Below are 26,113 nucleotides of genomic sequence, written 5' to 3'. Positions count from 1 at the left end.
CACTTGCCCTGGCCCGCCTCGCTGAAGCGCAGGGTGACGGCCTTGGGCCGATCCTGGGTGCTCGATCCAGGCGCGCCACGTCCACGGCCCAGTTGCCGAGCAGGGGCGAGGGCGCAGCGGGTGCGGCGGAAGCGGACAGATACGGCGACAGCAGCGTCGCCAACGCGACGGCGAACAGCAGTTTCATGCGACCTCCTGGGGATGGTGTGCGGCGATGAGGGCAGCCAATGATGTGTGTGCTGCGCGCGTTCACTCGGTCGACCATGCCGGAGTGCCGAAGAGCGCGTCCGTGTGGCGGCATGACCGTCCTGCTCCAGGACGCGTGCGCTGCGACGCTAGTACCGGAGGCGTACTGCAACAAGTGCGGTGGTCACGGGTCTGGGTCCGCCGCGCGCACGGCCTAGCTCAGCCCGCACCGCGCCGTCTCCGTGCCTCCAGCACCGCGTAGCCGGCGCAGGCGAGCAGCAACGGGCCGAGGTAGTAGAAGGCGCGGTAGGCCAGCAACGCCGCCAGCAGTTCCGCTTGCGGCGCCTGCGATCCCAGCAGCGGCAGCACCACCGCCTCGAGTACGCCGATACCGGCCGGCACGTGCGCGATGGCGGTGGCCACGGCCGCCGCCAGCAGTGCGCCCAGGACGGAGGTGTAGGCCACGCCGGCCGGCATCAGCACGTACAGCAGGGCACCCATCAACGCCCAGTTGCCGGTGCCCAGGCCGAGTTGCAGCAGGGCCAGCGGCAACGGCGGCAGGTGCAGGACGTGGCCGCGCACCTGCAGGGTGTGACCATGCGCACGCTGGCAGGCGATCAGATACGCCAGCACCGCGGCCAGCATCGCCGCGCCGATCCATGGCAGCGCCGCGCCACTCAGTGACCACTGCGCCGGCGTGCGCAGGCGGCCACTGACCAGCAGCACACCGGTCAGCAGCAGATAGCCCATCCAGTTGGTGGCGATGGCGAAGCCGACCACGCGGCTGATCGTCGCCAGGCCCAGTCCGGCACGTGCGTACAGGCGGTAGCGGATGGCGGTGCCGCCGATCAGCGCGCCGACGTTCAGGCTGAACGCATAGGCGATGTCCGCGATCGCCATGACCCGCGACGTTGGCACCGCATGCGCCGCGTAGCGACGCGCGGCCAGGTCGTAGCCGGCATACAGCAGGTAGCTGGCCAGGCTCAGGCCGGCCGCGGCGACCAGGGTGCCGGCGCCGTAGCTGGCCAGGGTCGTGCCGACCGCCGCCCAGTCCACCGTGCGTGCCGCGCGCACCAGCAGTATCGCCACCAGCGCCAGGAAAGCCAGATACGCGAAGCGGCGCAGCATGCGCCAGCGCTTGCGCGTGCGGCTCATGGTGCGTGCCGGTTGCGCCGCAACACCGTGGTACGCGGCGTACGCTTGGGCAGTCGGCTGGCCCACTGCGGCACGTTGCGCAGCAGATGGAACAGCAACGGCCGCAGCAGCGGTTGCCAGAAGCGCCCGCGCGGTACCTGCGTGGGCACCACCTCCCGGCAATGCCGTTGCATCAGCCGTTGCAGCCGCCCATGCAGGTCGAGGGCGAAGGCGGCGTCGCGGATCACCAGGTTGGCTTCCAGGTTCAGCGCCAGGCTCAGCGGATCGAGATTGCTCGATCCCACCGTACTCCAGTGGCCGTCGATCACCGCGACCTTGCCGTGGAACGGGCGCTCGCAGTACTCGAAGATCTGCACCCCGGCATCGACCAGGTGCCGGTACAGCGCGCGTGCGGCGAACAGCGCCAGCGGCGTGTCCGGTTGTCCCTGGAAGATCAGCTTCACCGCCACCCCGCGGCGCGCGGCGGCGCACAGGTCGCGCAGGAAACCGTAGCCGGGGAAGAAGTAGGCGTTGGCGAGCACGATCTCCTGCTGTGCGCTGCGGAACGCCTGCCGGTAGGCGCGTTCGATGCTGCGCGAGCGACCGGCATTGTCGCGCGGCAGGAAGCACGCCTCGGCCTCGCCGGCGGGCGGCACATCGACTTTTTCCTGCGGCTCCCAACCGGCGCCGGTCCCGTGGGTATCCAGGGTCCGACGCACGAACGCGACCATGTCCGCCACCACCGGGCCGTGCACCTCCACCGCGTAGTCCTGCTTGGCCTCCGCGCCGAAGTCGGCCAGGTGATCGGCCGACCAGTTGATGCCGCCGATCATGCCGATGCGCCCGTCCACCACCAGCAGCTTGCGGTGCATGCGCCGGAACACGTTCAGGCGCACGCCGAGCAGGGTCGGCTGATGGTCGAACAGGCGCAATTCGGCCCCGGCCTCGGTCAGTTCGCGCACGAAGCCGGGCGAGAGATCCGGCGATCCGAACGCGTCGACCAGCAGGTGCACGCGCACGCCGCGATGCGCGGCGGCGACCAGGTGGTCCTTCAGCGCCAGGCCGACCTTGTCCTCGAACCAGATGAAGGTCTCCAGCAACACCTCGTGCCGGGCCGCATCGATCGCGGCGAAGGCGCGCGGGAAGTACGCATCGCCGTTCTCCAGCAACTGCAGGCGGTGGCCCTGGCGCCAGCGCGTGTCCCGGTTCTCTGCACGGCTCACAGCGCGATCCTGGCGTGCAGCGGGGCGTGGTCGGACAGGTGCGACCACGGGCGGCCGGTCAGCACCCGCGCGGCCTCGATGCGCACGTTGCGCACATAGATGCGGTCCAGCGGCAGCAGCGGCCAGCGCGCCGGGAAGCTGCGCGCCACGCGCCCGTGCAGGTGCGCGAAGGCCTCGGTCAGCCCATGCCGCTGCAACAGCGGATGCCCGCGCTGGCGCCAGTCGTTGAAGTCGCCGGCGACGATCAGTGGCGCCTGTGCCGGCAATTCGGCGATCAGCGCACCGAGCAGGCCGATCTGCCGGCGCCGGTGCGCTTCGCGCAGGCCCAGGTGCACGCAGATCGCATGCAGCGCCACGGCATGTCCAGGGATCTCCAGCACCGCATGCAGCAGCCCGCGGTGTTCGTGGCCGGCGATGGAGACGTCGCGGTTGACGAAGGAGGCAATCGGGAAGCGCGACAGCAGCGCATTGCCGTGGTGCCCGTGCGGATACACCGCATTGCGGCCGTAGGCGAACTGCGGCCACAGCGCATCGGCGAGGAACTCGTACTGGCTCTGCACCGGCCAGTCGGCGTGGCGGCCGGCATGCAGCTGATGCTCGCCCAGCACTTCCTGCAGGAACACCAGGTCCGCGGGCAGGGCGCGGATCGCCGCGCGCAATTCCGGCAGCATGAAGCGCCGCTTCAGCACGCTGAAGCCCATGTGCGCATTGACGGTCAGCAACTCGATCGCAGGCATGCCGGGCAGGACGGAAACTCCGCCTGCCATTGTCGCCGGCATGCGCGTGCGGCGTGTGACGGCGCCGCGTCGCGCACGTGCCGCCGCTGCGTTGCCGGCAGCGGCGGCGAGCCTGGGGCGTGTCACCCGTCCCCGAGCGTGCCGCGCCGCGACTGCGCGTGCCTGTGGCAAGGAACAGCGAGGATCTGGACGCGCGTCCATGCCCGAGCGATGACACGGCCACGGGTACGCGCAATCGCAGCCCTTCGGGTTGGGCCTGGCAGGCGCGCGGCCGGCGCCGCGCGGCTTGACCTGACGGCCAGTCAGGCGCTGCGCCACGCAACACCGGCCGCGCGCCTGCCAGACCCAACGCGGCGCGCTCGGGGACGGGTGACACGCCCTTGGCTCAGCGCCGTGCGGCGATGATCTTGCTCAGGTAGTCGGGCGTGCCCTCGACCCGCGCCAGGTGCGGATACTGCAGGCCGTCGTGGTAGTTCACCGGCACGTCGCGCACGCCGCCCTGGTACTTGAGCGTCAGCACGATCGGCGCGCTGCCGCCCTTGGCGTCGGCGATGGCCTGCTTGAGCGTGTCGCGCGAGTAATCCTGGCCGTTCACCGCCAGCACCGTGGCGCCGCTGCTGACGCCTGCCTTGAACGCCGGTCCGTCCCACAGCACGTCGTTGATGCTGGCGTCGTCGTTCATCACCAGGCCGATCGACCAGGCGAAGTTGTAGCGGTGCCGCGCCGACTGATGGCGGCCGTCGTACTGCTTCTCGAACGCGCTGGGCTGGTCGGTGTACACCAGCTTCCAGCCGCTGGCCTGCAGGCCTTCCAGCAGCGGCGGGTCCACCTGGTACACGCGCCGGTTGATGTAGTCGGCCCAGTCGTAGTGGACCACGCCGTCGAGCGCGGCGATGACGTCGTCGAAGGTATAGGTCTTGACCGCGAAGCTGCCGTCGTCGACGCCGAAGAACGCCTTGGCCACGTCGTCCAGCGACTTGCGCCCGCCGCTCATCGCACGCAGCTTGGCGTCCACCGCCAGCCACACCATCTGCCCGCCGCTGTAGTAGTCCTCGCTCATCTGCCAGCTGCGGTAGGGCAGCGGTGCGCGGTGCGCGGCGGTGGGGTCGTTGGTGGTGTCCTCCAGCGAGCGCCAGCGGAAGCCGGCGCGGTTGCGGTCGTAGTTGGCCGCAGTCATCGCCAGCGCATCGCGGAACTGCTGCGGCGTCCACATCCCGGCACGCGCGGTCAGCACATAGCCCCAGTACTGGGTCTGGCCCTCGTAGACCCACAGCAACGAGTCGCCCATCGGCACGTTGAAGGTCGGCGTCCATAGGTCGGCCGGGCGCCGGAACTTGCCGTTCCAGGAGTGCGTGTACTCGTGCGCCAGCAGGTCGCGGTCCGGCGCGTTCTCGTCCCAGGCGCTGAAGTAGTCGGCAGCCAGTCCGTTCTCGCTGGACTGGTGATGTTCCAGGCCGTTGCCGCCCAGCACGTCCGACAACGAGAACAGGAAGTCGTAATGGGCGTAGTGGTGCGAGCCGAACAGCTTGATCGCCTGCACCGGCAGGTTGCGGTGCACCTGCAGCTGCTCGGCGCTGATGTCCAGGAACCGCGGCGCGTCGGCGACCACGTCCAGGTGCACCGGCGCGCCGCCGGCCGGGGTCAGGTCCACGCGCTTGAAGTAGCGCCCGGCATAGATCGGCGAGTCGACCAGGGTGGTGAAATCCACCGGCTTGAAGGTGGCGGTGGCGCCGTCGCGGCTGGCGGTCTCCAGCGCCGTGCCGAACTCCCAGCCGGCCGGCAGGGTCACGCTGGGCGACACGGTGATGCCGCGGGTGTCGTGGCCGGCCGGGTACAGCGCCACCTTGTTCCACTCCAGCTGCAGCATCTTGTCGGTCATCTCGAAGCCGTCGTCGCGCGGCGACAGGTACTGGAAGCTGGCGTCGATCGCGCTCACGCCCTGCGGCACGTCGACGTGGAAGCTGTACACGTCGAAGGTGTCGCGGCGCCACGGCAGCGGCTTGCCGTTGGCGGTGAGGGTGAGGCCGGCCAGCATCGCCACCGGCCCGCTCGGCGAATGGTCGCCGGGGATCCACTGCGGGTACTGCAGGGTCAGCCGCCCGGCGCTGACCGGAATGGTCTCGTGGACCCGGTAGATGCCCTGGCGCACGTCGCCGGCGTCCACCTGCAGGGTCAGGGTGCCGGGGTAGGGCGTGTCCTGCGGCGCCGGCACGTCGGGCGTGCGCACCACCTGCGCCTGCGCGGCGCAGGCGAGCGCCAGGCCGATGCCGAGGACCAGCGCCCGGCGGGCGCGATGGGAGGCGGGGAAAGCGGTGGCGGACATGCGCGGCTCCGAAGGCAAGATGAGGTGCGGAAGCGCGGAACGTTAGCACTTGCCGCCATTGCCGGCGCACCGGGTCGGCCTGGCCGTGGAGGCGCCAGGCGATGCCGTTCATGCGGGCGCCGTGTGGCTGGTGGCGGTCGGGGGGCGGGGTGCAAAAATGACCTCGGCAACCTGTTGCATCGCCAGCGACTGAGTTGTTCCTGGTCCGCTGCGGCCATAGCGGTGCCCGCGGGCGATCGGGTCGCCCGGATCGCGCAGACCGGAAAGGCGGCCGCCATGCCGAATCTGGTCTTGTGGGAGCGGCTTCAGCCGCGACGCGCGGTGATTGAACTTGCGATCACGCCCTCAGCGATCACACCTTCGATGGAACCGGCGCCCTGATCGAGGACGCAGGCATACCCCGGAAAGGGTATGCGTTCGATGCCAGGGCGGCGCGGTCGATCGTGTACGCCGCCGTGTCCGTGTCGCCGCGCGACTAGTCCTTCAGTGCCCCGTCGCTCGGATCGCTGGCGGCGTAGGTGGAGGTCGGCAGTTCCGCGGCGTGCGGGTGCCGCAACGCCTCGCGCAGCGAGGCCGGCAGGTGCTCGACCGCCAGGATCACCTTGCCGAAATGCACGTCGCGCACCGCGCTCGACGGCACCACGAAATCGCCGCCATTCTCGATGTTGACGACGAACGTCGCACCGCCGTCGCGTACTTCGCGCACCGCGCCGACACCGACCTCGCCGTCGGCGACGAAGACCATCTGACCTGCTTCCACACGCTCGGACATCGCACACCGCCTTGTCTGGGAGAAAGTCCGCACGTGGCCGCATGGGCTGGCGCGGTGGTTCGATGATCGGCTTCGTGTGCGTTGCTGGATGGTGAATGCGGCGTGGCCTGCAGGTCATGACGGCGGCGCATCCGCCGCTTGCGCGCTGTTACGCAGTGCGATGCGATCATTCCGGTCGACCGATGCCTGGGAGGGCAGGATGCGAAGCGAGAAAGACAAGATGCTGGCGGGCGAGGCCTATCGTCCCAGCGATGCGCAGCTGCAGGCCGAGCAGGACGCGGCCAGTGCCTGGATGCTGCGCTACAACGCGGCGCTGGCCGAACCGCCGGCGCAGCGGCACGCGCTGCTGGTCGAAGGACTCGGTTCGGTGGGTCGCGGTGCGGTGGTGCGGCCGCCGTTCCATTGCGACTACGGCTACAACATCCACCTCGACGAGGACGTGTTCCTCAACTTCAACTGCGTGATTCTGGACGTGGCGCCGGTGCGCATCGGCGCCGGCACCCAGATCGGGCCGGCAGTGCAACTCTATGCCGCCGATCATCCGCGCGATGCCACGCAACGCGCCGAGGGGCTGGAGCTGGGGCGGCCGGTGACGATCGGGCGCAACGTCTGGATCGGCGGCGGCGCGATCGTGCTGCCGGGCGTGACCATCGGCGACGACGCGGTGATCGGCGCCGGCAGTGTGGTCACCCGCGACGTGCCGGCCGGCGCGCGCGTGGGCGGCAATCCGGCACGGTCACTGAAGCCGCACAGCGCCTGAATTTGATCCGGGTCAAGGCAGGCGCCGCGCATCGGGTGTGCAATGCTGTTCCAGCCGCCGCGCGCGGCGTCAGCGGAGCATCCCATGTACCAGCGCATCCTGATCGCCATCGATGGTTCCGAGTTGTCCGCCAAGGGCTTGCAGCAGGGGTTGGCGCTGGCCGCCACGCTCGGCGCCGAGGTGGATATCGTCACCGTGTCGGAGCCGTGGGCAATGGGCATGTACGACGCGATGGGCTGGAGCGTGGGCTACGAGGCCAGCCCCGAGTACCGCCAGGACCGCGAAGCCGGCGCGCAGAAGATCCTGGCGCCGGCGCTGGCCGCCGCCGCGGCCACCGGGGTGACCGCGCACGGCCGCCACGTGCTCGACCGTTACGCCGCCGAGGGCATCATCGACATGGCCGTGGCCTGCAACAGCGAGCTGATCGTGATGACCTCGCACGGCCGCCGCGGCATGAGCCGGGTGTTGCTCGGCAGCCAGACCGCGGAAGTGCTCGCCAACAGCCAGGTGCCGGTGCTGGTGATCCGCTGAGGTGTCGATCGGCCCGCGCCGGCGTCGGCGCGGGCACTGGAAGGTCCGAGGCCTGCCTGGCGGTTGCCGATGCGGCGTGCTGCGGCGGCGACGCACACCGTCCATCGCGATCAGGCGGTCGTTGGCCAGGCCGGCGACGTCCATCACGAATGACGCCTCGCGGCTTGATGCAGGCCGCCGGGCTGCAATGCGCAGGCGGCCCACGCATGGTTTCCGCCGCTCCGCACCCGCTGTCGTCACCGAGCACCTATCGCGGTGCCTCTGCCGCGCATCATGCTGCTGCCAGGGACCGCCGATCGCATGCGTCCCGGCCATGGCGTAGCGCACTGGCGCCGTAGCGCGTCTTCTGTGGACCGGGTTACCTGCGAGCGCGTGTCATCGTGCGCTCCCATCAGGATCAGGCTTGGGCCGATGGCCCGCCACGCCGCGCGCGGCGACGCTGTTCCCGCCCGTGCTGCCGCAGCCGTTCACAGGCCTGGATCCGCGCGCGTTCGTAGGGAAGTGCGGCGCCTTGCCATGCGCCCGCGGAGGCGGCGGACGACAGCGCATGGAGCGGCGTGGCGCCGCCGGCGCTCATCACCCACTGACTGAGGAGAACGCGCATGACCATCAACACCGAAGGCTATTACGTCAATGGCGGCAAGTGGAAGCTCGGCGCCGAAGGCCAGATCACCGGCCAGGGCAAGCAGCAGCACTCGGAGATCGGCGTCTACAACGCGCTCGGCAAGAAGGCCGCCGCGGGCCCGTACCTGATCGTGCAGGATGCGTTTCCCTGCGCCGTCTGCGATGCCACCTTCAAGAAGCAGGCGCTGCCGGTGCTGGTCAAGGTGACCGCGAACAACGGGTCCTACTCGGCCGATCAGGGCCTGGGCCTGAACCCGCCGGCCAGCATCTATCCGTACTACCTGTGGTACCACAACGGCGCCAAGACCGCCGGCACCGCGACCGCACCGGCCGGGTTTCCGGCGATTCCGGCCTTCGCCGACGTCTAGGAGGCGGCTGTTGGGCTGCGGCCAGCGCATACGCCTGGCCGCGCCGGGTTTGGGCTGTCGGCGGGCTTGCGACGTGTGCGGCTGTCATCCGGTCGTTTGTCGGATGCGCACGCATGCCAAGCGCGCTGCCGTTCCGCAGCGCGCTTGGCATGCGTCACCAGCTGTAGAGCTTCCAATACACCGGCGAGACGTTGTCCTTGCTGCCGTCCACCTCCATGTGGCCGTCGCCGTTGCGGTCGTACAGGTAGTAGGCCGGGCCGCGTGCCGGCGTCACCTTGACCATGCGCAGCTGGCCGCCCACCCGGTACTCGTCGACGGTGTCGCCGTTGTCCATCTTGCGCTGGGTGGTTTCCGCGCCGCGCACGTCCATCGGCGCGCCGTCCGGGCCAAGGCCGGTGGAGGCACAGCCCGCCAGCAGCAACAGCGGAACCAGGATCAGGGCTTTCATTGCGGTGTTCTCCACGGACGTTGTCGCCACCGATTATGCGCCGCGTCGGTGCCCGCAGGGCGCGAAGGCGGCGCCCGCCCGGGGGCTTGCGCCGCGTGCTTTCAGGAAACAGAAGGCGTCGTCAGCGTGTCGCTGCGCACCGGCCCTCACCCTCACCCCAACCCCTCTCCCGGTAGGAGAGGGGCTAGTGCCGTTCCCTTCTCCCCTCGGGAGAAGGTGCCCCGCAGGGGCGGATGAGGGTACGGGCGCAGCGTCGTGGACCAAGTCGGCGCGTCGCTCTGCGCCGTACCCTCACCCCAACCCCTCTCCCGGTGGGAGAGGGGCTAACCGCCGTGCACCGCTGCCCTGGGGCGGTACTCATTTCGGGGCCGCGAACACGCCGCAGCGTAGAATTGGCCGATGAGCCGATTAGTCCTGATCGACGGGTCCAGTTACCTGTATCGCGCGTTCCACGCGCTTCCGCCGCTGACCAATGCCGCCGGCGAGCCCACCGGCGCGCTGTTCGGCGTGGTCAACATGTTGCGCGCCACCCTCAAGGAGCGCCCCGAGTACGTGGCCTTCGTGGTCGATGCGCCGGGCAAGACCTTCCGCGACGACCTGTACCCGCTGTACAAGGCCAATCGGCCGCCGATGCCCGACGAACTGCGCGCGCAGGTCGAGCCGATGTGCCAGATCGTGCATGCGCTGGGCATCACCATCCTGCGCCAGGACGGGGTCGAGGCCGACGACGTGATCGGCACCCTGGCCCTGCAGGGCGCCGGCGACGGCCTGGACGTCACCATCTCCACCGGCGACAAGGATTTCGCCCAGCTGGTGCGCCCCGGCGTGCAGCTGGTCAACACCATGAGCGGCAGCCGCATGGATTCGGACGCGGCGGTGATGGAGAAGTTCGGGGTCTGGCCGCACCAGATCGTCGACCTGCTGGCGCTGATGGGCGATGCCATCGACAACGTGCCCGGGGTGGAGAAGTGCGGCCCCAAGACCGCCGCCAAGTGGCTGGCCGAATACGGCTCGCTGGACGGGGTGATCGCCCACGCCGACAGCATCAAGGGCAAGATCGGCGACAACCTGCGCGCGGCGCTGGAGCGGCTGCCGCTGAACCGCGAACTGGTCACCATCAAGACCGACGTGGCGCTGGCCGGCGGGCCGCGCACCCTGGGCCTGCGCGAACAGGAGCCGGAGCAGTTGCGTGGCCTGTACCAGCGTTACGGCTTCACCCAGGCGCTGCGCGACCTGGATGGCGGCGTGGCCGCGCCGGAAGCCGCCAGCGAGGCCACGCCCAGCCTGCGCGGCACCGCTGCCGGCTATGCCCGGGCCGCGGCGCCGGCCGCCGATACGGCGCTGGATCCGACACTGGCCGCCAAGGGCGACTACACCGCGGTGACCACACCCGAGGCGTTCGAGGAACTGCTGGTGCGCCTGCGCGCCGCCGATGGCTTCGCCTTCGATACCGAGACCGACGCGCTGGACGCCATGCGCGCCAACCTGGTCGGCCTCAGCTTCGCCACCGAGCCGGGCCGCGCCGACTACCTGCCGCTGGGCCACGACTACCCGGGCGCGCCGGTGCAACTGGATCGCGCGCTGGCGCTGGCGCTGCTCAAGCCGCTGCTGGAAGACCCGGCCAAGGCCAAGGTCGGCCAGCACGGCAAGTACGACCTGCACGTGCTGCGCCGCCACGGCGTGGAGGTGCGCGGCTATGCCGACGACACCATGCTGGAGAGCTTCGTGCTCAATTCCACCGCCAGCCGCCACGACATGGACTCGCTGGCCAGGCGCTACCTGGGCTACGACACGCTCAAGTACGAGGACGTGGCCGGCAAGGGGGCCAAGCAGATCGCCTTCTCGCAGGTGGCCATCGACGATGCCACCCGCTACGCCGCCGAGGACGCCGACATCACCCTGCGCCTGCACCGCACCCTGTCGGCGCAGTTGGACGCCGAGCCGGCGCTGGCGCGGGTCTACCGCGAGATCGAGATGCCGCTGGTGCCGGTGCTGGCGCGGGTCGAGGCCAACGGCGTGTGCGTGGACATCGCCGAGCTGCGCAAGCAGAGCCAGGACCTGAGCCAGCGCATGCTGGCCGCGCAGCAGAAGGCCACCGCGCTGGCCGGGCGCAGCTTCAACATGGATTCGCCCAAGCAGCTGCAGGCGGTGCTGTTCGACGAACTCAAGCTGCCGGCGGTGCTGAAGACGCCCAAGGGCCAGCCCAGCACCAACGAGGAGGCGCTGGAGGCGATCGCCGATCAGCACGAGCTGCCGCGGGTGATCCTGGAGTACCGCGGCCTGACCAAGCTGCGCAGCACCTACACCGACAAGCTGCCGGAGATGGTCAACCCCGACACCGGCCGCGTGCACACCAGCTACCACCAGGCCGGCGCCGCCACCGGGCGGCTGTCCTCCTCCGATCCGAACCTGCAGAACATCCCGATCCGCACCGACGATGGCCGCCGCATCCGCCGCGCCTTCGTCGCCCCGCCGGGACGCAAGTTGATCGCCTGCGACTATTCGCAGATCGAGCTGCGGATCATGGCCCACCTGTCCGAGGATCCGGGCCTGCTGCGCGCCTTCGGCAGTGGCGTGGACGTGCACCGCGCCACCGCCGCCGAGGTGTTCGGGCGCAAGCTGGAGGAGGTCACCGGCAACGAGCGCCGTGCCGCCAAGGCGATCAACTTCGGCCTGATGTACGGCATGAGCGCGTTCGGCCTGGCCCGCAACTTGGGCATCGGCCGCGGCGAGGCCCAGGACTACGTGGCGCTGTACTTCAGCCGCTACCCTGGCGTGCGCGACTTCATGGAGCGCATGCGCGAGCAGGCGCGCACCCAGGGCTACGTGGAGACCCTGTTCGGCCGTCGCCTGTATCTCAACGACATCAACGCCCGCCAGCAGGGTCTGCGCGCCGGTGCAGAGCGTGCCGCGATCAATGCGCCGATGCAGGGCACCGCCGCCGACATCATCAAGCGCGCCATGGTCGGCGTGGACGCCTGGCTGCAGGACCACCGCGACCGCGCGTTGATGATCCTGCAGGTGCACGACGAACTGGTGTTCGAAGCCGATGCCGACTTCGTCGACACGCTGCTGCCGGAAGTGACCCGGCGCATGTCCGCCGCGGCGGAGCTGAAGGTGCCGCTGGTGGTGGACAGCGGCGTGGGCGACAACTGGGACGAGGCGCATTGAGCGCCCGGGTCCTGGACATGGATCCAGGACCCGGCTTGACCTTGCGGTGTCTTGCGTAGACAGCGTGCGTATCTGCCCGATGCGGATTGAATCTGGTTTTCGGACAGATTATCCCGCCAGTGATTTTTGCTTGCCATTCGCGCTGTTTTTGGACCCGATCGCGCGCTGGAAGCGCTGGAATTCCAACTGGCGTCACACCCTGCAGGATGCGGCGCTGCAGCGGTTGAACGGAATTTTGACGCGGTTTATTTGGAGCCGATTTTCGGGAATGAATCCGTCCTTAATCTGACAAATTTTTAACTTAAATCTTCACGAACGAGCAAGGTGGGAAATGTTCTTATATCCCTCGACAGGCGCAATACCTGTCGCGGATCTCCTCCCATCCCCTGGAGCAGATCCAGGAACGGCGACTCCTCCCCAAGTCTCCGTTCCCTGGCCCCGCCGACCTCCCCCTGGTCCGCGGGGCTTTTTTATGCCCGCAGCTTTTTGGGACGTGGCGCCAGCGACGTGCGCTGGCGCGTTCAGCGGCGCGCGTCGGTGGGCTGTTGCAGTTGGTACAGCGCGTCGTCCAGCGTGTCCAACTGCGCGGCCAGCAGCGCGCGGGCGTCGTCCAGGCCGCGGTTGTAATAGTGCGGGCCGATGCGCTCGGCAACGAACTCGAGCAGGAATTCGGCCTCGAACGCACCGACCTGCTGCTGCAGCTCGGTGCGCAGGTAGGCCTGCAGTTGTTCAGCGATGGCGCGCTTGTCCTCGCGGCCGAGCACGGCGGTGCGCGCCGGCGCGCTCATGCCAGCCATTCGCGCGGCACCAGGTACTCGGCCAGGCGCGCCTCGGCGCTGCCCGGTTCGGGCTGGAAGCCGTACTCCCAGCGCACCCGCGGCGGCAGGCTCATCAGGATGCTCTCGCTGCGGCCACCGCTCTGCAGGCCGAACAGGGTGCCGCGGTCGTAGACCAGGTTGAATTCGACGTAGCGGCCGCGCCGGTACAGCTGGAACTCGCGCTCGCGCTCGCCCCAGGGCAGGCCGCGGCGGCGTTCCACGATCGGCAGGTAGGCGTCGAGGAAGCCGTCGCCGACCGCGCGCTGGTAGGCGAAGTCGCGCTCGAAATCGGCATGCAGGTCGTCGAAGAACAGGCCGCCGACGCCGCGGGTCTCGTTGCGGTGCTTGAGGAAGAAGTACTCGTCGCACCAGCGCTTGTGCGCCGGATAGCGGTCTTCGCCGAATGGCGCGCACAGGTCGTGCGCGGTCTGGTGCCAGTGGCGGGCGTCCTCGTCGAAGGGGTAGTACGGGGTCAGGTCGAAGCCGCCGCCGAACCACCAGGCCACGGTGGCGCCATCGCGCTGCGCCTCGAAGTAGCGCACGTTGGCATGGGTGGTGGGGATGTACGGGCTGAGCGGGTGGAACACCAGCGACACGCCGACCGCGCGCCACGAGGCGCCGGCCAGTTCCGGGCGGTTGGCGCTGGCCGAGGGCGGCAGGCGGGTGCCGGCGACGTCGGAGAAGCCGATGCCGGCCTGCTCGAACAGCGCGCCGTCACGCAGGATGCGGGTGCGGCCGCCGCCGCCCTCCGCGCGCTGCCAAAGGTCTTCGGCGAAACGGGCCTGGCCGTCGGCGGCCTCGACCGCCGCGCAGATGCGGTCTTGCAGGCCAGTGAGATAGTCGCGAACGCGGTCGAAGGTATGCATGCCGCCATTCTAGAAGCTGGCTGTGTCAGGCGTCTGCGGCGGGCTGCGCGGACTGTGCTGGCCGGTGGATGTGCGTCAGCGACGGAACTCGGCGCGCAGCGCGGGGCGGCACAGCTGGTAGACCAGCCAGCCGTGCAGGCCGGCGAAGACCAGCGCGGTCAGCGCGCCGCTGACCATGAGGGTGATCCGGCCCAGGGCCAGGTCGTGCTGGAGCTGTTGCGGGTCGAAGGCGTGCTGCGGCGCCCAAGCCTGCAGCAGGTCGAGCAGTTGCCACAGCAGCGGCAGCACCGCGAAGTTGGCCGCGGCGGTGACCACCAGGAACACGATGAAGGCCCGCCGCCCCCAGTCGCGCCGCTGCAGCAGCGCCCACGCCGCCGCGCACAGGCCCGCGGAAAGCAGCGCCGACAGCCAGGACAGCGCCAGCGCATGGGCCACGCACCATTGCAGCAGCGGCGGCAACGAAAGGCCGGCCTCGCGCAGCACGCCCTCGATCGCCCCGTCCGGCAGCATCATCAGCAGCAGCGCCTGGCCCAGCGAATACAGCAGCGACAGCACCCCAATCAGCAGCGAGAGCTTGGCCATCGCATCGATGGTCTGGTTACGTGCGGCGGTCACGGGGAGGGGCGGGGGCGGCATTCGGCGATCCTTCGAGACGGGCGGCGCTGGCGTTGTCGCACCGGCGGCCGTCCGGCAAGGATAGGGACGACGGACCAGGGCGCAAGCCGGGTGGTGCGCGAGGGGGCTCTGTCGGTGCGCGGCCTCTGTTCAGGGCGCGGCCGATGCGGTGTCGCCAGGAGCGGGGCGACGCCAAGGTCGTGCCGATGCCGTCCGCGTCCGGACTGCCTGGATGCAGGCGCTCGCGCAGAAGCGGCTTCGGCCGCGACGGGCCTGACCGGGAAAGCCTCGTCGCGACTGAAGTCGCTCCCACAGGGGCTTGCGGCGAGTCCGCCGTATGCACTGTGGGAGGGACTTCAGTCCGACGCAGTGCGCCATCGGAAGGCTCACCACGTCGCGCGTCGCGGCTGCATGGCAGTTGACCCCCTACGGAATGACGCGATGCGTGGCGGACGCCGGTGGTTGGCGGGGGCCTGCGGGCGCCGCGCGGCGGCTCCCCGGCGCCTGCCGCATGTCGACGGCAGGCGCCCCGGCGAGCGGCTGGCTCAGCGCAGCTCGCGCTCGAACAGCTTGAGGATGCGCTTGTACTCGTCCAGCCAGGAATCGGCGCGGGTGAAGCCGTGCTTCTCCAGCGGGTACGGCGCGATCTCCCAGTTGTCCTTGTGCAGCTCGATCAGCTTCTGGGTCATGTCCACCGAGTCCTTGAAGAACACGTTGTCGTCGACCATGCCGTGGGCGATCAGCAGGTGGTCGCGCAGCCCGCTGGCGTATTCGATCGGCGAGGAGGTGCGGTAGGCCTCCGGGTCCAGGTCCGGGGTGTTGAGGATGTTGGAGGTGTACTCGTGGTTGTACTGGCTCCAGTCGGCCACCGGGCGCAGCGCGGCGCCAGCCTTGAACGTGCCGGGGCTGCGGAACAGCGCCATGTAGGTCATGAAGCCGCCGTAGGACCCGCCGTAGATGCCGGCGCGGCTGCGGTCGCCCTGCTTGCTGTCGACCAGCCAGTCCAGGCCGTCCAGGTAGTCCTCCAGTTCCGGATGGCCCATGTCGCGGTAGATCGCGGTGCGCCAGTCGCGGCCGTAGCCGGCGCTGGCGCGGTAGTCCAGGTCCAGCACGATGTAGCCCTTCTGCACCAGCAGGTTGTGGAACATCTGCTCGCGGAAGTACGGGGTGTAGCGCGCCGACACGTTCTGCAGGTAGCCGGCGCCGTGCACGAACATCACCACCGGATAGCGCTTGCCCGGCTCCGGCTGCGCCGGGCCGTAGTACTTGCCCCAGACGGCACCGGCGCCGTGCTTGGACGGCACCTGCACGAATTGCGGCTGCACCCACTGGCGTGCCTTGAACGCGGCGCTGCGGGTGTCGGTGAGCACGCGCGCGTTGCCGCCGGCGGCCGGCAGCACCGCCAGTTGCGGCGGCAGGTAGGGGCCGGAGTAGTGCACCAGCAGTTGCTGGCCGTCCGGCGACAGCGCGAAGTCTTCCACGCCATCCAGCGACGTCAGCTCGGCGACGCGGTCGTTGCGCAGGTCGAGCTTGCACACCTCGTAGTCGCCAGGCCACTTGCGGTTGCACAGGAACAGGAAGCCCTGGCCGTCGGCGCTGACCACCGGCGCGGACACTTCCCACTTGCCGGAGGTGCGCTGGCGCGGCTTTTCGGTGCCGCGCTGGGTGTACAGGTGCGAATAGCCGGACTGCTCGGACAGCAGCCACAGCGTCTGGTTGTCCGGCATCCAGCCGAAATCGTTGAAGCTCCAGTTGATCCAGGCCGGATCGGTCAGGCGGTGGCGCGGCTGCAGCACCGCCTTGTCCAGGTCGACGCTGGCGATCCAGCGGTCCTTGTTGTCCACCGCGCGCAGCAGCACGGCGACGTTGCGGCCGTCCTCGCTCCAGTGCATCGAAGCGCCGCTGCCGTCGCCGTCGGTTTCCACGCGCACCGCGCGCGGGCCCTGCAGCGGCTCCTGCTTGGCGGCCTTGCGCAGCGCCGCCAGCGGATCGGTGCCGATGCCGGGCAGTACCGACAGGTCGAGCTTGCGCGCGCTGCCGGCCACCGCATCGACCAGCCACAGGGTCTGCGCCACCGGCGAATTGCGCCCGACCAGGGTGCGCGCTTCCTGGAACTCGGCGTAGCCGGATTCGGTCACGTAGCGCGGCATCTTGCTGTCGCGGCCTTCCTCGGCGCCCTTGGCGTGGGTCACCACCAGCAGGTGGCGGCCGTCCGGCGACAGCGCGCTGTCGTCGACCACCACGTCGTCGCCCAGGTACACCGGCGCCGGCGCGCGGCTGCTGTCGGCGCGGCGCCAGGCCTGCTCCTGCTGGCGCAGCAGCTCGCGCTGCGCGCGGTCGCGGGCCAGGGTTTCCAGGGTGCGCAGCTGCTGGTCGCGCAGCACGTCCGGTTTGGGCGCGGCGTCGGGATCGCGCTCGGCCTTGAGCACCGCGGCCTGCTGCACGCCACCGCCGGGGCTCCAGCGGTACCAGTCGTTGCCGACCCGCCACAGCGCGCCGCCATCGGTGGTGAACTGGGGCCGTGCGGCGGCCTGGTTGCTGCGGGTCAGCTGGGTCAGCGCGCCACTGCGCAGGTCGCGCAGGAACACGTCGCCGTTGCGCACGAACAGCATGCGCTGGCGGCGTGCGTCGTAGACCGGGTTGGCCGCGTCCAGGGTGCTGCGCTGGGCGTCTTCGACCCGCTGCGCAGCGCCGCCGTCGACGCCCTGACGATAGGTGTCGCGCACCGGGCTGCCATTACGCTTGAGCTGGTACTGCACCTGGTGCCCGTCCCAGGCCCACCAGGCGTCCTCGACCGGCGGCCCGATCCAGTCCGGATCGGCCATGGCCTGCTCGATGGTCAGCGGGGTGGCGGCATCCTGGGCCGCGGCCAGCGGCGGCAGGCAGGACAGGGACAGCAACACAACAGCGCTCAGGGCGAGACGACGCATCTGGAGTTCCGGGGAACGGCAAACCGCAAGCGTAGCAGCCGCCAGGGCGGCGGCGATTGCGCCGTTGGTCATGGGCGGGCTGTGCGCGCCCACACGATCGACCTGCTGCCGTGCACCCCGGTCCCGCGACGGCGGTGCCAATTCAGAGTGGCCGATGATGGTGCGGAATGAGCCTGCCGTTCCTGCTGTCGAACACCCCGCCATGATCGCTGTTGCGACCTCATCCCCCCCTCATACCCCGCTGGCGACGCAGGCTGCGCATGAAGAGACGCCTGGTCGCGCTTAGGCGGGACAGACATCTCCCGAGACGCCTTGGCACGGCGCGTGGTGAAGATCATGATGCGAGACATGCAGGGCAGCTTCGACGTGTTGCAGCCGTTCGGCTGTCAGCCTCGATGCACCGTCGTCATGGGGGCACGTTGAGAACGCGATTGTTGTGGATCATCTGGCTGGCCATGCTGGTTGGCGTCGCCGCGATGCTTGTCCTGCATCTGGCGCGTCCAGGCATGGTGTCCGGCGTCTATACCGCGCTGGCGCTGTGCAACCTGGCTGTACTTGGCATCCAGCGCCGGATGCGGTTGTCGCGCGCGATCGCGCAGGAGAATCCGGCGCTCGAAGCTCACCTCACCCATGTGCCGTTCCTGAAGGGGCAAGGCATCAACGACTTCCGCGGAATCAACTGGTTGTTCAGTGCGGGATCGACGGGTAGTGCGCGCCTGGATGCCCTGCGAGCCGACCAAAAGCGCTTCCTCCTTTGGACCGTGTCGGTACTTCTGTCGATTCCTGTGGTGAATATCGTCAGTTCTTTCTTTTGAGGCTGGTTGGAGCACGAGCATTGATGGCGCTGCCTGAAGCGACCTCGGGCCGTGGCGCCCGATGATGTCCGGCACGCGCGCGCTGCGACGCAGATGCAGACGTCCCGGTAACGGACGCCGCTGCGACAAACCGTCACATCCCATTTCGCCGCGCCGCACCAACAATAGGCATCGTTTCCGCTGCCTCAGGCGCTACTCATGGACGCCCTGCTGCTGTCACGCATCCAGTTCGGATTCGTCATCAGTTTCCACGTGCTGTTCCCGGCCTTCACCATCGGCTTGTCGAGCTGGCTAGCGTTCCTGGAGTGGCGCTGGCTGCGCACCCGCGACACGGTGTGGCGCGATCTGTACTTCTTCTGGCTGAAGATCTTCGCCGTGTCGTTCGGCATGGGCGTGGTCAGCGGCATCGTGATGAGTTTCCAGTTCGGCACCAACTGGGCGGTACTCAGCGAACGCGCCGGCAACATCCTCGGCCCGCTGCTCAGCTACGAGGTGCTGACCGCGTTCTTCCTGGAGGCCTCGTTCCTCGGGGTGATGCTGTTCGGCTGGCACAAGGTGCCGGAAAAGCTGCACTTCCTCTCCACCTGTCTGGTCGCCATCGGCACGCTGATCTCCACCTTCTGGATCCTCTCGGCCAACAGCTGGCTGCAGACGCCGGCTGGCTATGCGGTGGTCGAGGGCGTGTTCCATCCGGCCAACTGGCGCGAGGTGATCTTCAACCCATCGTTCCCGTACCGGCTCACGCACATGGTGCTGGCCGCGTTCATCACCACGTGTTTCGTGATCGGCGGCGTCAGCGGCTGGTACCTGCGCCGCGGCGAGCACCTGGACGCGGCCGGGCGCATGCTCAAGCTGGCGGTGGCCTTCGCCGCGATCGCGCTGCCGCTGCAGATCGCCGCCGGCGATGAGCATGGCCTGAACACGCTCGAGCACCAGCCGATCAAGGTGGCGGCGATGGAAGGGCACTGGCACGGCGAGGCGCCGGGGCAGGGCGTGCCGCTGGTGGTGTTCGCGGTACCCAACGAGGCGGCGGAGCGCAACGACTACGAAGTCGCCATCCCGCGCCTGGGCAGCCTGATCCTGACCCACACGCTGGATGGCGAGATCACCCCGCTGACCTCAGTGCCGGCGGACGAGCGGCCGCCGGTGAAGCCGGTGTTCTACGCGTTCCGGGTGATGGTCGGGCTGGGCATGGCGATGCTGCTGCTGGCGCTGGTGTCGCTGTTCTTCTGGTGGCGCGGCACATTGCTGCGCCGGCGCGCGCTGCACCTGGCGTGGAATGCGATGCTGCCGGCCGGGTTCGTAGCGCTGGTCGCCGGCTGGTTCGTCACCGAGATCGGGCGCCAGCCGTACGTGATCTACGGCTTGCTGCATACCCGCGATGCGGTCAGCCCGACGGTCAGCCCGGCGATGGTGTGGATCTCGCTGAGCGTGTACGTGCTCGCCTACGCGCTGGTGTTCGGCTTCGGCAGTTGGTACATCCTGCGCATGCTGCGCCATGGGCCGCTGCCGCACGAGCCGGCGCCGCGCGTGCAGGAGGGTGACAAGACCCCGGCGCGGCCGCTGTCGGCGGCCGACGACGACATCGAGGAGACCCGCTGATGGACATGGCGACCGTATTGCCGGTGATCTGGTTCGGCGTGATCGGCTTCGGCGTGCTGATGTACGTGCTGCTGGACGGCTTCGTGCTCGGCCTGGGCATCCTGGCGCCGTTCGCCGAGGACGAGGACCAGCTCGACCTGATGATGAACACCGCCGCGCCGATCTGGGACGGCAACGAGACCTGGCTGGTGCTCGGTGGCGCCGGCCTGCTGGCGGCGTTCCCGAAGGCCTATGCGATCGTGCTGTCGGCGCTGTACCTGCCGGTGCTGATGATGCTGATCGCGCTGGTGTTCCGCGGCGTAGCCTTCGAGTTCCGCTTCAAGGCGCGCAGTTCCAAGTACCTGTGGGGCTGGGCGTTCGCGCTGGGCTCGCTGTGCGCGGCGTTCTGGCAGGGGGTGATCCTGGGCGCGCTGGTGGAGGGCATGCCGCTGCAGGACGGCAAGTACCTGGGCGGGGTGCTGGGCTGGTTCAGCCCGTTCTCGATGCTCACCGGCGCGGCGGTGGTGTTCGGCTACGCGTTGCTCGGCGGCAGCTGGCTGATCCTCAAGACCGAGGGCGCGATGCAGCATATCGCCCGCACCCTGACCCGGCCGCTGGTACTGGTGGTGGTGGTGTTCATGGGCTTGGTCAGCGCCTGGCTGCCGTTCCTGGACTCGCGGATCATGGCGCGCTGGTTCCATGACGGGAACTTCTGGTGGCTGTCGCCGGTGCCGCTGCTGGTGCTGGTCAACGCGGTGGCGCTGTGGCGTGCGGCGATGGCGCAGGGCCGCGATGCGCGCCCGTTCGTGCTGACCCTGTGCTTCTTCGTGCTCGGGTTCTTCGGCCTGGTGCTGGGCATCTGGCCGAACATCGTGCCGCCCGGGCTGACCATCTGGGAGGCGGCCTCGCCGCCGTCCTCGCAGGGGTTCGTGCTGGTCGGGCTGGCGGTGTTGCTGCCGGTGATCCTGGGTTATACCGCCTGGTCGTACCGGGTGTTCCGCGGCAAGATCACCGCCGACACCGGCTACCACCATTGACGGCAGCCGCGGCGGCGGGCGGCCGGCTTGCCAGCGGCGGCGGTGGCGGCCAAGCTACCGGCTTCCCGCGCCGTGCGGGTCATCGCCCGCCGAGCCGCCGCCCCGCATGTCCGCCGTTTCCTCCGACATTCCCGCTTCGCCCCTGCTGCACCCGCTCGCCGTCGGCGACGCGCGGCGTCCGCTGGCCTTCGCCAACGGCGAGCACATCGACCTGGCCACCTTCCTTTGCCACGTGCGCGGCCTGGCCGCGGTGTTGCCGGCCGGGCGGCATGCGCTGAACCTGTGCGAGGACCGCTACCGCTTCATGGTCGCGTTCTGCGCGGTGGCGCTGCGCGGGCAGACCTCGCTGCTGCCGTCCTCGCGCGCGCCGGCGGTGGTGGCCGAGGTGCAGCGCACCCATGCCGACTGCTACTGCCTGGGCGACCTGGCGCTGGCCGAGCCGCCGCCGCGCTACTGGCAGGTGCCGGACGCGCTGCCGTCGCTGGACGGGCCGATGCCGCAGCTGGCCGACGACGCGCTGGTGGCGATCGGTTTCACTTCCGGCAGCACCGGCGCGCCCAAGCCCAATCCCAAGACCTGGGGCAGCTTCCTCACCAGCACCCGCCAGGACCTGCTGGCGCTGGTCGGCCTGTGGCCGGACACGGCGGTGCCGCAGGTAGTGGCGACGGTACCGCCGCAGCACATGTACGGCATGGAGCTGTCGATCCTGCTGCCGCTGGTGACGCCGCTGGCGGTGCACGCCGGCCGCCCGTTCTTTCCCGAGGACGTGGCGCGCGCGCTGGCGCAGTTGCCGGCGCCGCGGCTGCTGGTGACCACGCCGGTGCATCTGCGCGCGCTGGTCGAATCCGGCGTCGCCCTGCCGCCGCTGGCCGGCATCGTCTCGGCCACCGCGCCGCTGGCGCAGGAACTGGCCGCCGCCGCCGAGGCGCGCTTCGGTGGCGAAGTTCGCGAGATGTTCGGCTCCACCGAAACCTGCGTATTCGCCAGCCGTCGCACCGCGCAGGAAGTACCGTGGACGCCGCTACCGGGCGTGCGCGTGGCGCCGCAGCCGGACGGCACCCTGGTGCACGCGCCGCACCTGCCGCAGCCGGTGCTGCTGGCCGACCTGATGGAGGTGGACGCCGACGGCCGTTTCCAGGTACGCGGACGCCAGGCCGACCTGCTGGAGATCGCCGGCAAGCGCGCCTCGCTGGCCGATCTCACCCGACGCCTGCTGGCCCTGCCGGGCGTGGTCGATGGCGCGATGCTGCAGCTTGAACCGGAACCTGGGCAGGCGGTCGGCCGCATCGCCGCGGTGGTGGTGGCGCCGACCCTGGACGAAGTCGCGATCCTGGCCGCGCTGCGCCGCGAGCTGGACCCGGTGTTCCTGCCGCGCCGCCTGCGCCTGCTCGACGCCCTGCCGCGCAACGAGACCGGCAAGCTGCCGCGCGATCGCATGCTGGCCTTGCTGGCGGCGGGGCGCGAGGACTGACGGAGCGGTCGCCGTTCTGTGTTCGCCATGGCCGATCGCGGCGACGGACATCGTCACGGGTTGTTGCCGCGGTTCAGCAGGACATGTCCTGACCTCGTAGGAGCGGCTTCAGCCGCGACGACGTTACCGATAACGCCCGTCGCGGCTGAAGCCGCTCCTACGACAACATGGGAAGTGGCATGCGCCGACGCGCTGCCTCAGCCATGCACCCCGTCGATCTCCACCGCCAGTTCGTCGCGACAGATCACTGCGTGCAGCAGCAGGCGCGGCACACGGTCGCCGAAGCGCGCGTCGAGGGCGGCGGCGACCAGCGGCAGGTCGGCGGTTTCGCGCACGTAGACCTTCAGGCGGGTGCCGTCGCCGAACTGCGGCGGCAGGTCCGGGGCGTGTTCGCGCGCGGCCGCCAGCAGGGCGTCGAAGTTGGCGAAGGTTTCCTCCAGCTGCGCCAGCAACTGCCCCTGGTGCATGGAGGCATGGCCGACCACGCTGGCGGTGCCGGACAGCAGCAGCGGCATGTCGCTGCCGGCCGGCGGCAGCATGGCGCGGGCGAAGCTCGGCGGTTGCGGGCCGTACTGGCGCGGGTAGCGGTAGGCGCTGACCTGGCGCGGGTTCTCCAGCGGGGTGCCGGCCTGCGCGGCGGCCAGCCAGTAGATCTGCATCACTCGCGCGTCGTCGCAGCGGCCGACCGCGGTCGCCGCGGGCAGCTGGGTGGCGTCGAAATCGCCCAGCCCGCGCGCGCGGCCGACGCAGAAGCGCCGGTAGCGTTCGCGGTCGCCGCTGCCCAGGGTGATCGCGTCGAGGTAGTTCCAGATGCGCAGCAGGCGCGGGGTGGCGCTACCGGCGACGAAGGCGGTGATCTGCGCGTAGGCGAGCGCGGCGGCCTCCTCGATGTCCAGGTCGACCTGGCGTTCGTCGATCTCGATCACGCCGAACTGCAGGCGGCCATCGCTGGCCCAGGCGATGGCGCCGTCGCGGCCGCTGTGCACCGGCGCGTCGGTACGCCACACCTCGAGCATGCGCGGGCCGTGCGGCTGCAGCGGCACGCGCAGGTAGCGCGGGTCGTCGTGGTAGGGCGCGGTTTCGCCGAAGCCGAACACCGCCAGCACGCGGTCCTCGCCCAGCACCTGGCCGGGATCGGTCTCGGCGACGTAGTCCACCTGCAACTGTGGATGGCCCTGCGTGTGGTGCGGGAACTGCAGGTGCGGGCGGCTCATGGTGCGTCTCCGTGCAAGGTGTCGCCGTGGAACTGTTCGCGGGCCTGGCGGCGGCGGTGGCGCCAGGCGCGCCACGCCCGCGGCAGCATCGCCACCGCGGACAGCGCATAGATGGCGCGGAACACGCGCAGGCGGCGCAGTACCGCGCGGTTGTCGAAGACGTCGCCGGCGAGCATCGCCACCACTGCCTGTTCCACCTGCAGCACGTTGCGCGGCTGCGCGAACAGCTCGCGCATGGTCGGCGAGGTGAAGCGGTAGATGAACCACTTGAATTCGTCCAGGCCGCCGCGCAGGTGCCGCTCCAGGCGCCGCTGCAGCCGCGCCTCGCTGGCCGGGTCGCGCAGCGCCGCATCGACCATGGCCGCGCCGCGCTCGGCGCTGTGCATGGCCAGGTACACGCCCGAGGAGAACATCGGGTCGACGAAGGCGTAGGCGTCGCCGAGCATCAGCCAGCGCGGCCCGCTCATGCGCGTGCATTCGTAGGCGTAGTTGCCGGTGGCATGCACCGGCGCCACGCGCTGCGCGCCGGCCATGCGCGCCACCACGTCCGGATTCAGCGCCAGCGTGCGCAGCAGGAACGTCTCGCTGTCGCAGCCCTGGCGGGTCTTCATGTACTCCGGGTCGCACACCGCGCCCACGCTCATCACGTCGTCCGGCAGCGGGATCAGCCACATCCAGCCGTGCGCGTGGCGGTAGATGCTGATGTTGCCGGCATCCTCGCCCGGGCGCCGCGCCACGCCGCGGAAATGGCTGAACAGCGCCGCCGACTGGTGCCGCGGGTTGGCGCGCTTGAGCTTGAGTTTGTTGCCGAGGAAGGTGTCGCGGCCGCTGGCGTCGATCAGGTAGCGCGGCCGGTAGTGGCGCACGCCATCGGCGCTGCGCGCCTGCACCGTCGGCGTGTCGCCATCCAGCTGCACCGCCTCGACCCGCACGCCCTCGTGCACGTCGGCGCCGACCGCGCGCGCATGCGCGAACAGCACCCGGTCGAAGTCGGCGCGCGGCACCTGCAGCGCGAAGTCGGACTGCGCGCCCAGCGCATGCGCGAAACGGAAGGTGTTGTAGCCGCCGACGTCGTTGGGGAAGTCGGCGCCGAGCTTGAGCACGCCGATCGCCCGCACCTGCTCGAGCACGCCCAACCGCTGCAGGATCGGCATGTTCATCGGCAGCAGCGATTCGCCGATGTGGAAGCGCGGGTGGTGGTCCTTTTCCAGCACGGTCACCCGCCAGCCGCGTTGCGCCAGGACGATCGCCGCCGCGCAGCCGGCCGGCCCCCCGCCGATCACCAGCACGTCGGGCGTGTCTGCCGCGGCGGCGCTGGCGGTGGGGGGAGGGGAAGCAACAGCGGGGGACGTCATCCTGAAGGAACCTGCGGGCGCAACGGCGGGGCGAAACGGCATGATAGCGTGCTGTTCGCGGGCCGATGGTTGCGCCGCAGCGCCCGATGCACCATCTTGTCGCACCCGTCCTTTCGCCTGGAAGCCCCTGGATGTCTTCGCAAACCGCCGCCGAACGTGAACTGGCCGAGCTGCTGGTCGAGAGCCTGAACCTGGAAGACGTCCAGCCCGGCGATATCGATCCGGAGGCGCCGCTGTTCAATACCGGCCTGGGGCTGGACTCGATCGACGCCCTGGAACTGGCGCTGGCGATCAGCAAGCGCTACGGCTTCCAGCTGCGCTCGGACAACGACGAGAACCGCCGTATCTTCGCCTCGCTGCGCGCGCTGTCGGCGCATGTCGAAGCCAACAAGACCAGCTGAGCCGGCCGACGCCGCGCCCTGGGCGCTGGCCCTGGGCGTGCTGCTGGCGCTGGCCTACTCGCCGCTGGCGCACTGGGCCAACGCCGCGCACCGCCCGGACCTGGCGGTGCTGGCCGGCGCGGCGCTGGTGCTGATGGTGCTGGTGGAGCCGATGGCGCGCTGGCGGCCCTGGGCCTGGGTGCTGGCCATCGCCGCGACGGCGGCGCTGCTGCCGCTGTGGCGCTCGCCGCACGCGCTGCTGCTGCTGGCCGCGCCGCCGGTGCTGTTCACCGCCTGGGTGGCCTGGTTCTTCGGGCGCAGCTTGCAGCGCGGGCGCACGCCGCTGATCACCCGCATCGTCGAGGCCCTGTACCGGCAGGCCGGCATGCCGATCACCCCGGAGCAGTTGCGCTATACCCGCCGCCTGACCCTGGCCTGGACCCTGTTGCTGGTGGGGCTGACCCTGCTCAACCTGGTGCTGGCGCTGTGCGCCCAGCCCAGCGGGGTGCTGGCGCAACTGGGCCTGGCCGCGCCGCTGCCGATCAGCGACGCGCGCGCCTCGTTGTTCGCCAACCTGCTGGGCTACGGCGTCATCGGCGGCTTCTTCGTCGGCGAGTATCTGCTGCGCGGGCGCTGGTTTCCGCAGCGTCCCTACCGTAATCTGCCCGACTTCCTGCGCCAGCTGGCGCGGCTGGGGCCGGTTTTTTGGCGGGATCTGTTGCGCTGACGCGCGCAGTGCAGGGGACGCAAGGTC

The 26,113-nt window shown here is 69.9% G+C and carries 23 protein-coding genes; 11 read left to right on the top strand and 12 right to left on the bottom strand.

Annotated elements, in window-relative coordinates; all coding sequences use genetic code 11:
• Positions 1 to 405 precede the first annotated feature (405 nt).
• From GGR71_RS19870 to GGR71_RS19850, 5 genes are all read right to left on the bottom strand, one after another.
• Positions 406 to 1,341 carry a lysylphosphatidylglycerol synthase domain-containing protein gene (locus GGR71_RS19870; RefSeq protein WP_202404841.1) on the bottom strand — a complete coding sequence of 312 codons (936 nt, stop codon included), beginning with the start codon at positions 1,339 to 1,341 and terminating at the stop codon, positions 406 to 408.
• Positions 1,338 to 2,543, bottom strand: a complete 1,206-nt coding sequence (gene clsB, locus GGR71_RS19865; protein ID WP_160958357.1) for a cardiolipin synthase ClsB — start codon at positions 2,541 to 2,543, stop codon at positions 1,338 to 1,340. The genes GGR71_RS19870 and clsB overlap by 4 nt, the downstream gene beginning before the upstream one ends.
• Positions 2,540 to 3,280, bottom strand: coding sequence for an endonuclease/exonuclease/phosphatase family protein (locus tag GGR71_RS19860; protein ID WP_160958355.1), 741 nt, complete (start codon positions 3,278 to 3,280; stop codon positions 2,540 to 2,542). The genes clsB and GGR71_RS19860 overlap by 4 nt, the downstream gene beginning before the upstream one ends.
• 385 nt (positions 3,281 to 3,665) lie before the next feature.
• Entirely contained in the window at positions 3,666 to 5,603 is a 1,938-nt protein-coding gene (locus GGR71_RS19855) for a M61 family metallopeptidase (protein WP_160958353.1), read from the bottom strand.
• 475 nt (positions 5,604 to 6,078) lie between these two features.
• On the bottom strand, positions 6,079 to 6,375 hold the full coding sequence (locus GGR71_RS19850) for a hypothetical protein (RefSeq protein ID WP_237474272.1): 297 nt from the start codon (positions 6,373 to 6,375) through the stop codon (positions 6,079 to 6,081).
• 199 nt (positions 6,376 to 6,574) lie between these two features.
• Between GGR71_RS19850 and GGR71_RS19845 the strand changes: the two genes are divergently transcribed.
• The 3 genes from GGR71_RS19845 (at position 6,575) to GGR71_RS19835 (ending at position 8,658) form a co-directional block, all read left to right on the top strand.
• Positions 6,575 to 7,135, top strand: a complete 561-nt coding sequence (locus tag GGR71_RS19845) for a sugar O-acetyltransferase (protein WP_160958350.1) — start codon at positions 6,575 to 6,577, stop codon at positions 7,133 to 7,135.
• A gap of 84 nt (positions 7,136 to 7,219) precedes the next feature.
• Entirely contained in the window at positions 7,220 to 7,666 is a 447-nt protein-coding gene (locus tag GGR71_RS19840; RefSeq protein WP_048491167.1) for a universal stress protein, read from the top strand.
• Between the two features lie 602 nt (positions 7,667 to 8,268).
• Positions 8,269 to 8,658 carry a hypothetical protein gene (locus tag GGR71_RS19835; RefSeq protein ID WP_160958347.1) on the top strand — a complete coding sequence of 130 codons (390 nt, stop codon included), beginning with the start codon at positions 8,269 to 8,271 and terminating at the stop codon, positions 8,656 to 8,658.
• 154 nt (positions 8,659 to 8,812) lie between these two features.
• Here the strand turns inward: GGR71_RS19835 and GGR71_RS19830 are convergent, their stop codons facing one another.
• A complete protein-coding gene (locus tag GGR71_RS19830) occupies positions 8,813 to 9,106 on the bottom strand; it encodes a DUF2782 domain-containing protein (protein ID WP_017910345.1) in 294 nt (97 codons plus the stop codon).
• Positions 9,107 to 9,505: 399 nt separating this feature from the next.
• Between GGR71_RS19830 and polA the strand changes: the two genes are divergently transcribed.
• Both polA and GGR71_RS19820 read left to right on the top strand, forming a co-directional pair.
• Positions 9,506 to 12,277, top strand: a complete 2,772-nt coding sequence (polA, locus tag GGR71_RS19825) for a DNA polymerase I (protein WP_160958344.1) — start codon at positions 9,506 to 9,508, stop codon at positions 12,275 to 12,277.
• A gap of 64 nt (positions 12,278 to 12,341) precedes the next feature.
• Complete coding sequence (locus GGR71_RS19820; protein ID WP_160958341.1) at positions 12,342 to 12,566, top strand: hypothetical protein; 225 nt, start codon at positions 12,342 to 12,344, stop codon at positions 12,564 to 12,566.
• A gap of 232 nt (positions 12,567 to 12,798) precedes the next feature.
• On the opposite strand, the gene GGR71_RS19815 is transcribed toward GGR71_RS19820, so the two are convergent.
• The 4 genes from GGR71_RS19815 to GGR71_RS19800 form a co-directional block, all read right to left on the bottom strand.
• Entirely contained in the window at positions 12,799 to 13,065 is a 267-nt protein-coding gene (locus tag GGR71_RS19815; protein WP_160958339.1) for a DUF2164 domain-containing protein, read from the bottom strand.
• Entirely contained in the window at positions 13,062 to 13,961 is a 900-nt protein-coding gene (gene hemF / locus GGR71_RS19810; RefSeq protein WP_017910342.1) for an oxygen-dependent coproporphyrinogen oxidase, read from the bottom strand. Before hemF ends, GGR71_RS19815 begins: the two co-directional genes overlap by 4 nt.
• Before the next feature lie 75 nt (positions 13,962 to 14,036).
• Positions 14,037 to 14,597 carry a hypothetical protein gene (locus GGR71_RS19805; protein ID WP_160958336.1) on the bottom strand — a complete coding sequence of 187 codons (561 nt, stop codon included), beginning with the start codon at positions 14,595 to 14,597 and terminating at the stop codon, positions 14,037 to 14,039.
• Between the two features lie 524 nt (positions 14,598 to 15,121).
• Positions 15,122 to 17,506: a S9 family peptidase gene (locus tag GGR71_RS19800; RefSeq protein ID WP_160958334.1), complete on the bottom strand. Its 2,385-nt coding sequence runs from the start codon at positions 17,504 to 17,506 to the stop codon at positions 15,122 to 15,124.
• A gap of 434 nt (positions 17,507 to 17,940) precedes the next feature.
• Between GGR71_RS19800 and GGR71_RS19795 the strand changes: the two genes are divergently transcribed.
• The 4 genes from GGR71_RS19795 (at position 17,941) to GGR71_RS19780 (ending at position 22,410) form a co-directional block, all read left to right on the top strand.
• A complete protein-coding gene (locus tag GGR71_RS19795) occupies positions 17,941 to 18,321 on the top strand; it encodes a hypothetical protein (protein ID WP_184452253.1) in 381 nt (126 codons plus the stop codon).
• A gap of 198 nt (positions 18,322 to 18,519) precedes the next feature.
• Positions 18,520 to 19,923, top strand: a complete 1,404-nt coding sequence (locus GGR71_RS19790) for a cytochrome ubiquinol oxidase subunit I (protein WP_160958329.1) — start codon at positions 18,520 to 18,522, stop codon at positions 19,921 to 19,923.
• Positions 19,923 to 20,939, top strand: coding sequence for a cytochrome d ubiquinol oxidase subunit II (cydB, locus tag GGR71_RS19785; protein WP_160958326.1), 1,017 nt, complete (start codon positions 19,923 to 19,925; stop codon positions 20,937 to 20,939). Before GGR71_RS19790 ends, cydB begins: the two co-directional genes overlap by 1 nt.
• A gap of 106 nt (positions 20,940 to 21,045) precedes the next feature.
• A complete protein-coding gene (locus tag GGR71_RS19780) occupies positions 21,046 to 22,410 on the top strand; it encodes an AMP-binding protein (protein WP_160958324.1) in 1,365 nt (454 codons plus the stop codon).
• A 197-nt stretch (positions 22,411 to 22,607) separates the two neighbouring features.
• Here the strand turns inward: GGR71_RS19780 and GGR71_RS19775 are convergent, their stop codons facing one another.
• Together GGR71_RS19775 and GGR71_RS19770 are read right to left on the bottom strand one after the other, a co-directional pair.
• The gene (locus GGR71_RS19775; protein WP_160958321.1) at positions 22,608 to 23,624 is read right to left on the bottom strand and encodes a chorismate transformation enzyme, FkbO/Hyg5 family; all 1,017 of its coding nucleotides are present in this window, start codon (positions 23,622 to 23,624) and stop codon (positions 22,608 to 22,610) included.
• Positions 23,621 to 24,979 (bottom strand): FAD-dependent oxidoreductase, encoded by a 1,359-nt coding sequence (locus tag GGR71_RS19770; RefSeq protein WP_184452251.1) that lies wholly within the window; start codon positions 24,977 to 24,979, stop codon positions 23,621 to 23,623. Before GGR71_RS19770 ends, GGR71_RS19775 begins: the two co-directional genes overlap by 4 nt.
• Before the next feature lie 131 nt (positions 24,980 to 25,110).
• On the opposite strand from GGR71_RS19770, the gene xanC reads away from it, so the two are divergent.
• Together xanC and GGR71_RS19760 are read left to right on the top strand one after the other, a co-directional pair.
• Positions 25,111 to 25,380, top strand: coding sequence for a xanthomonadin biosynthesis acyl carrier protein XanC (xanC, locus tag GGR71_RS19765; protein ID WP_003470209.1), 270 nt, complete (start codon positions 25,111 to 25,113; stop codon positions 25,378 to 25,380).
• Positions 25,355 to 26,086, top strand: coding sequence for a COG4648 family protein (locus GGR71_RS19760; protein WP_160958319.1), 732 nt, complete (start codon positions 25,355 to 25,357; stop codon positions 26,084 to 26,086). Before xanC ends, GGR71_RS19760 begins: the two co-directional genes overlap by 26 nt.
• Positions 26,087 to 26,113: the final 27 nt, after the last annotated feature.

This window comes from Xanthomonas sp. F1, assembly GCF_014199855.1.
The sequence above is the reverse complement of the archived record's forward strand: the minus strand, read 5'-3'. Positions and strand labels throughout refer to the sequence as shown.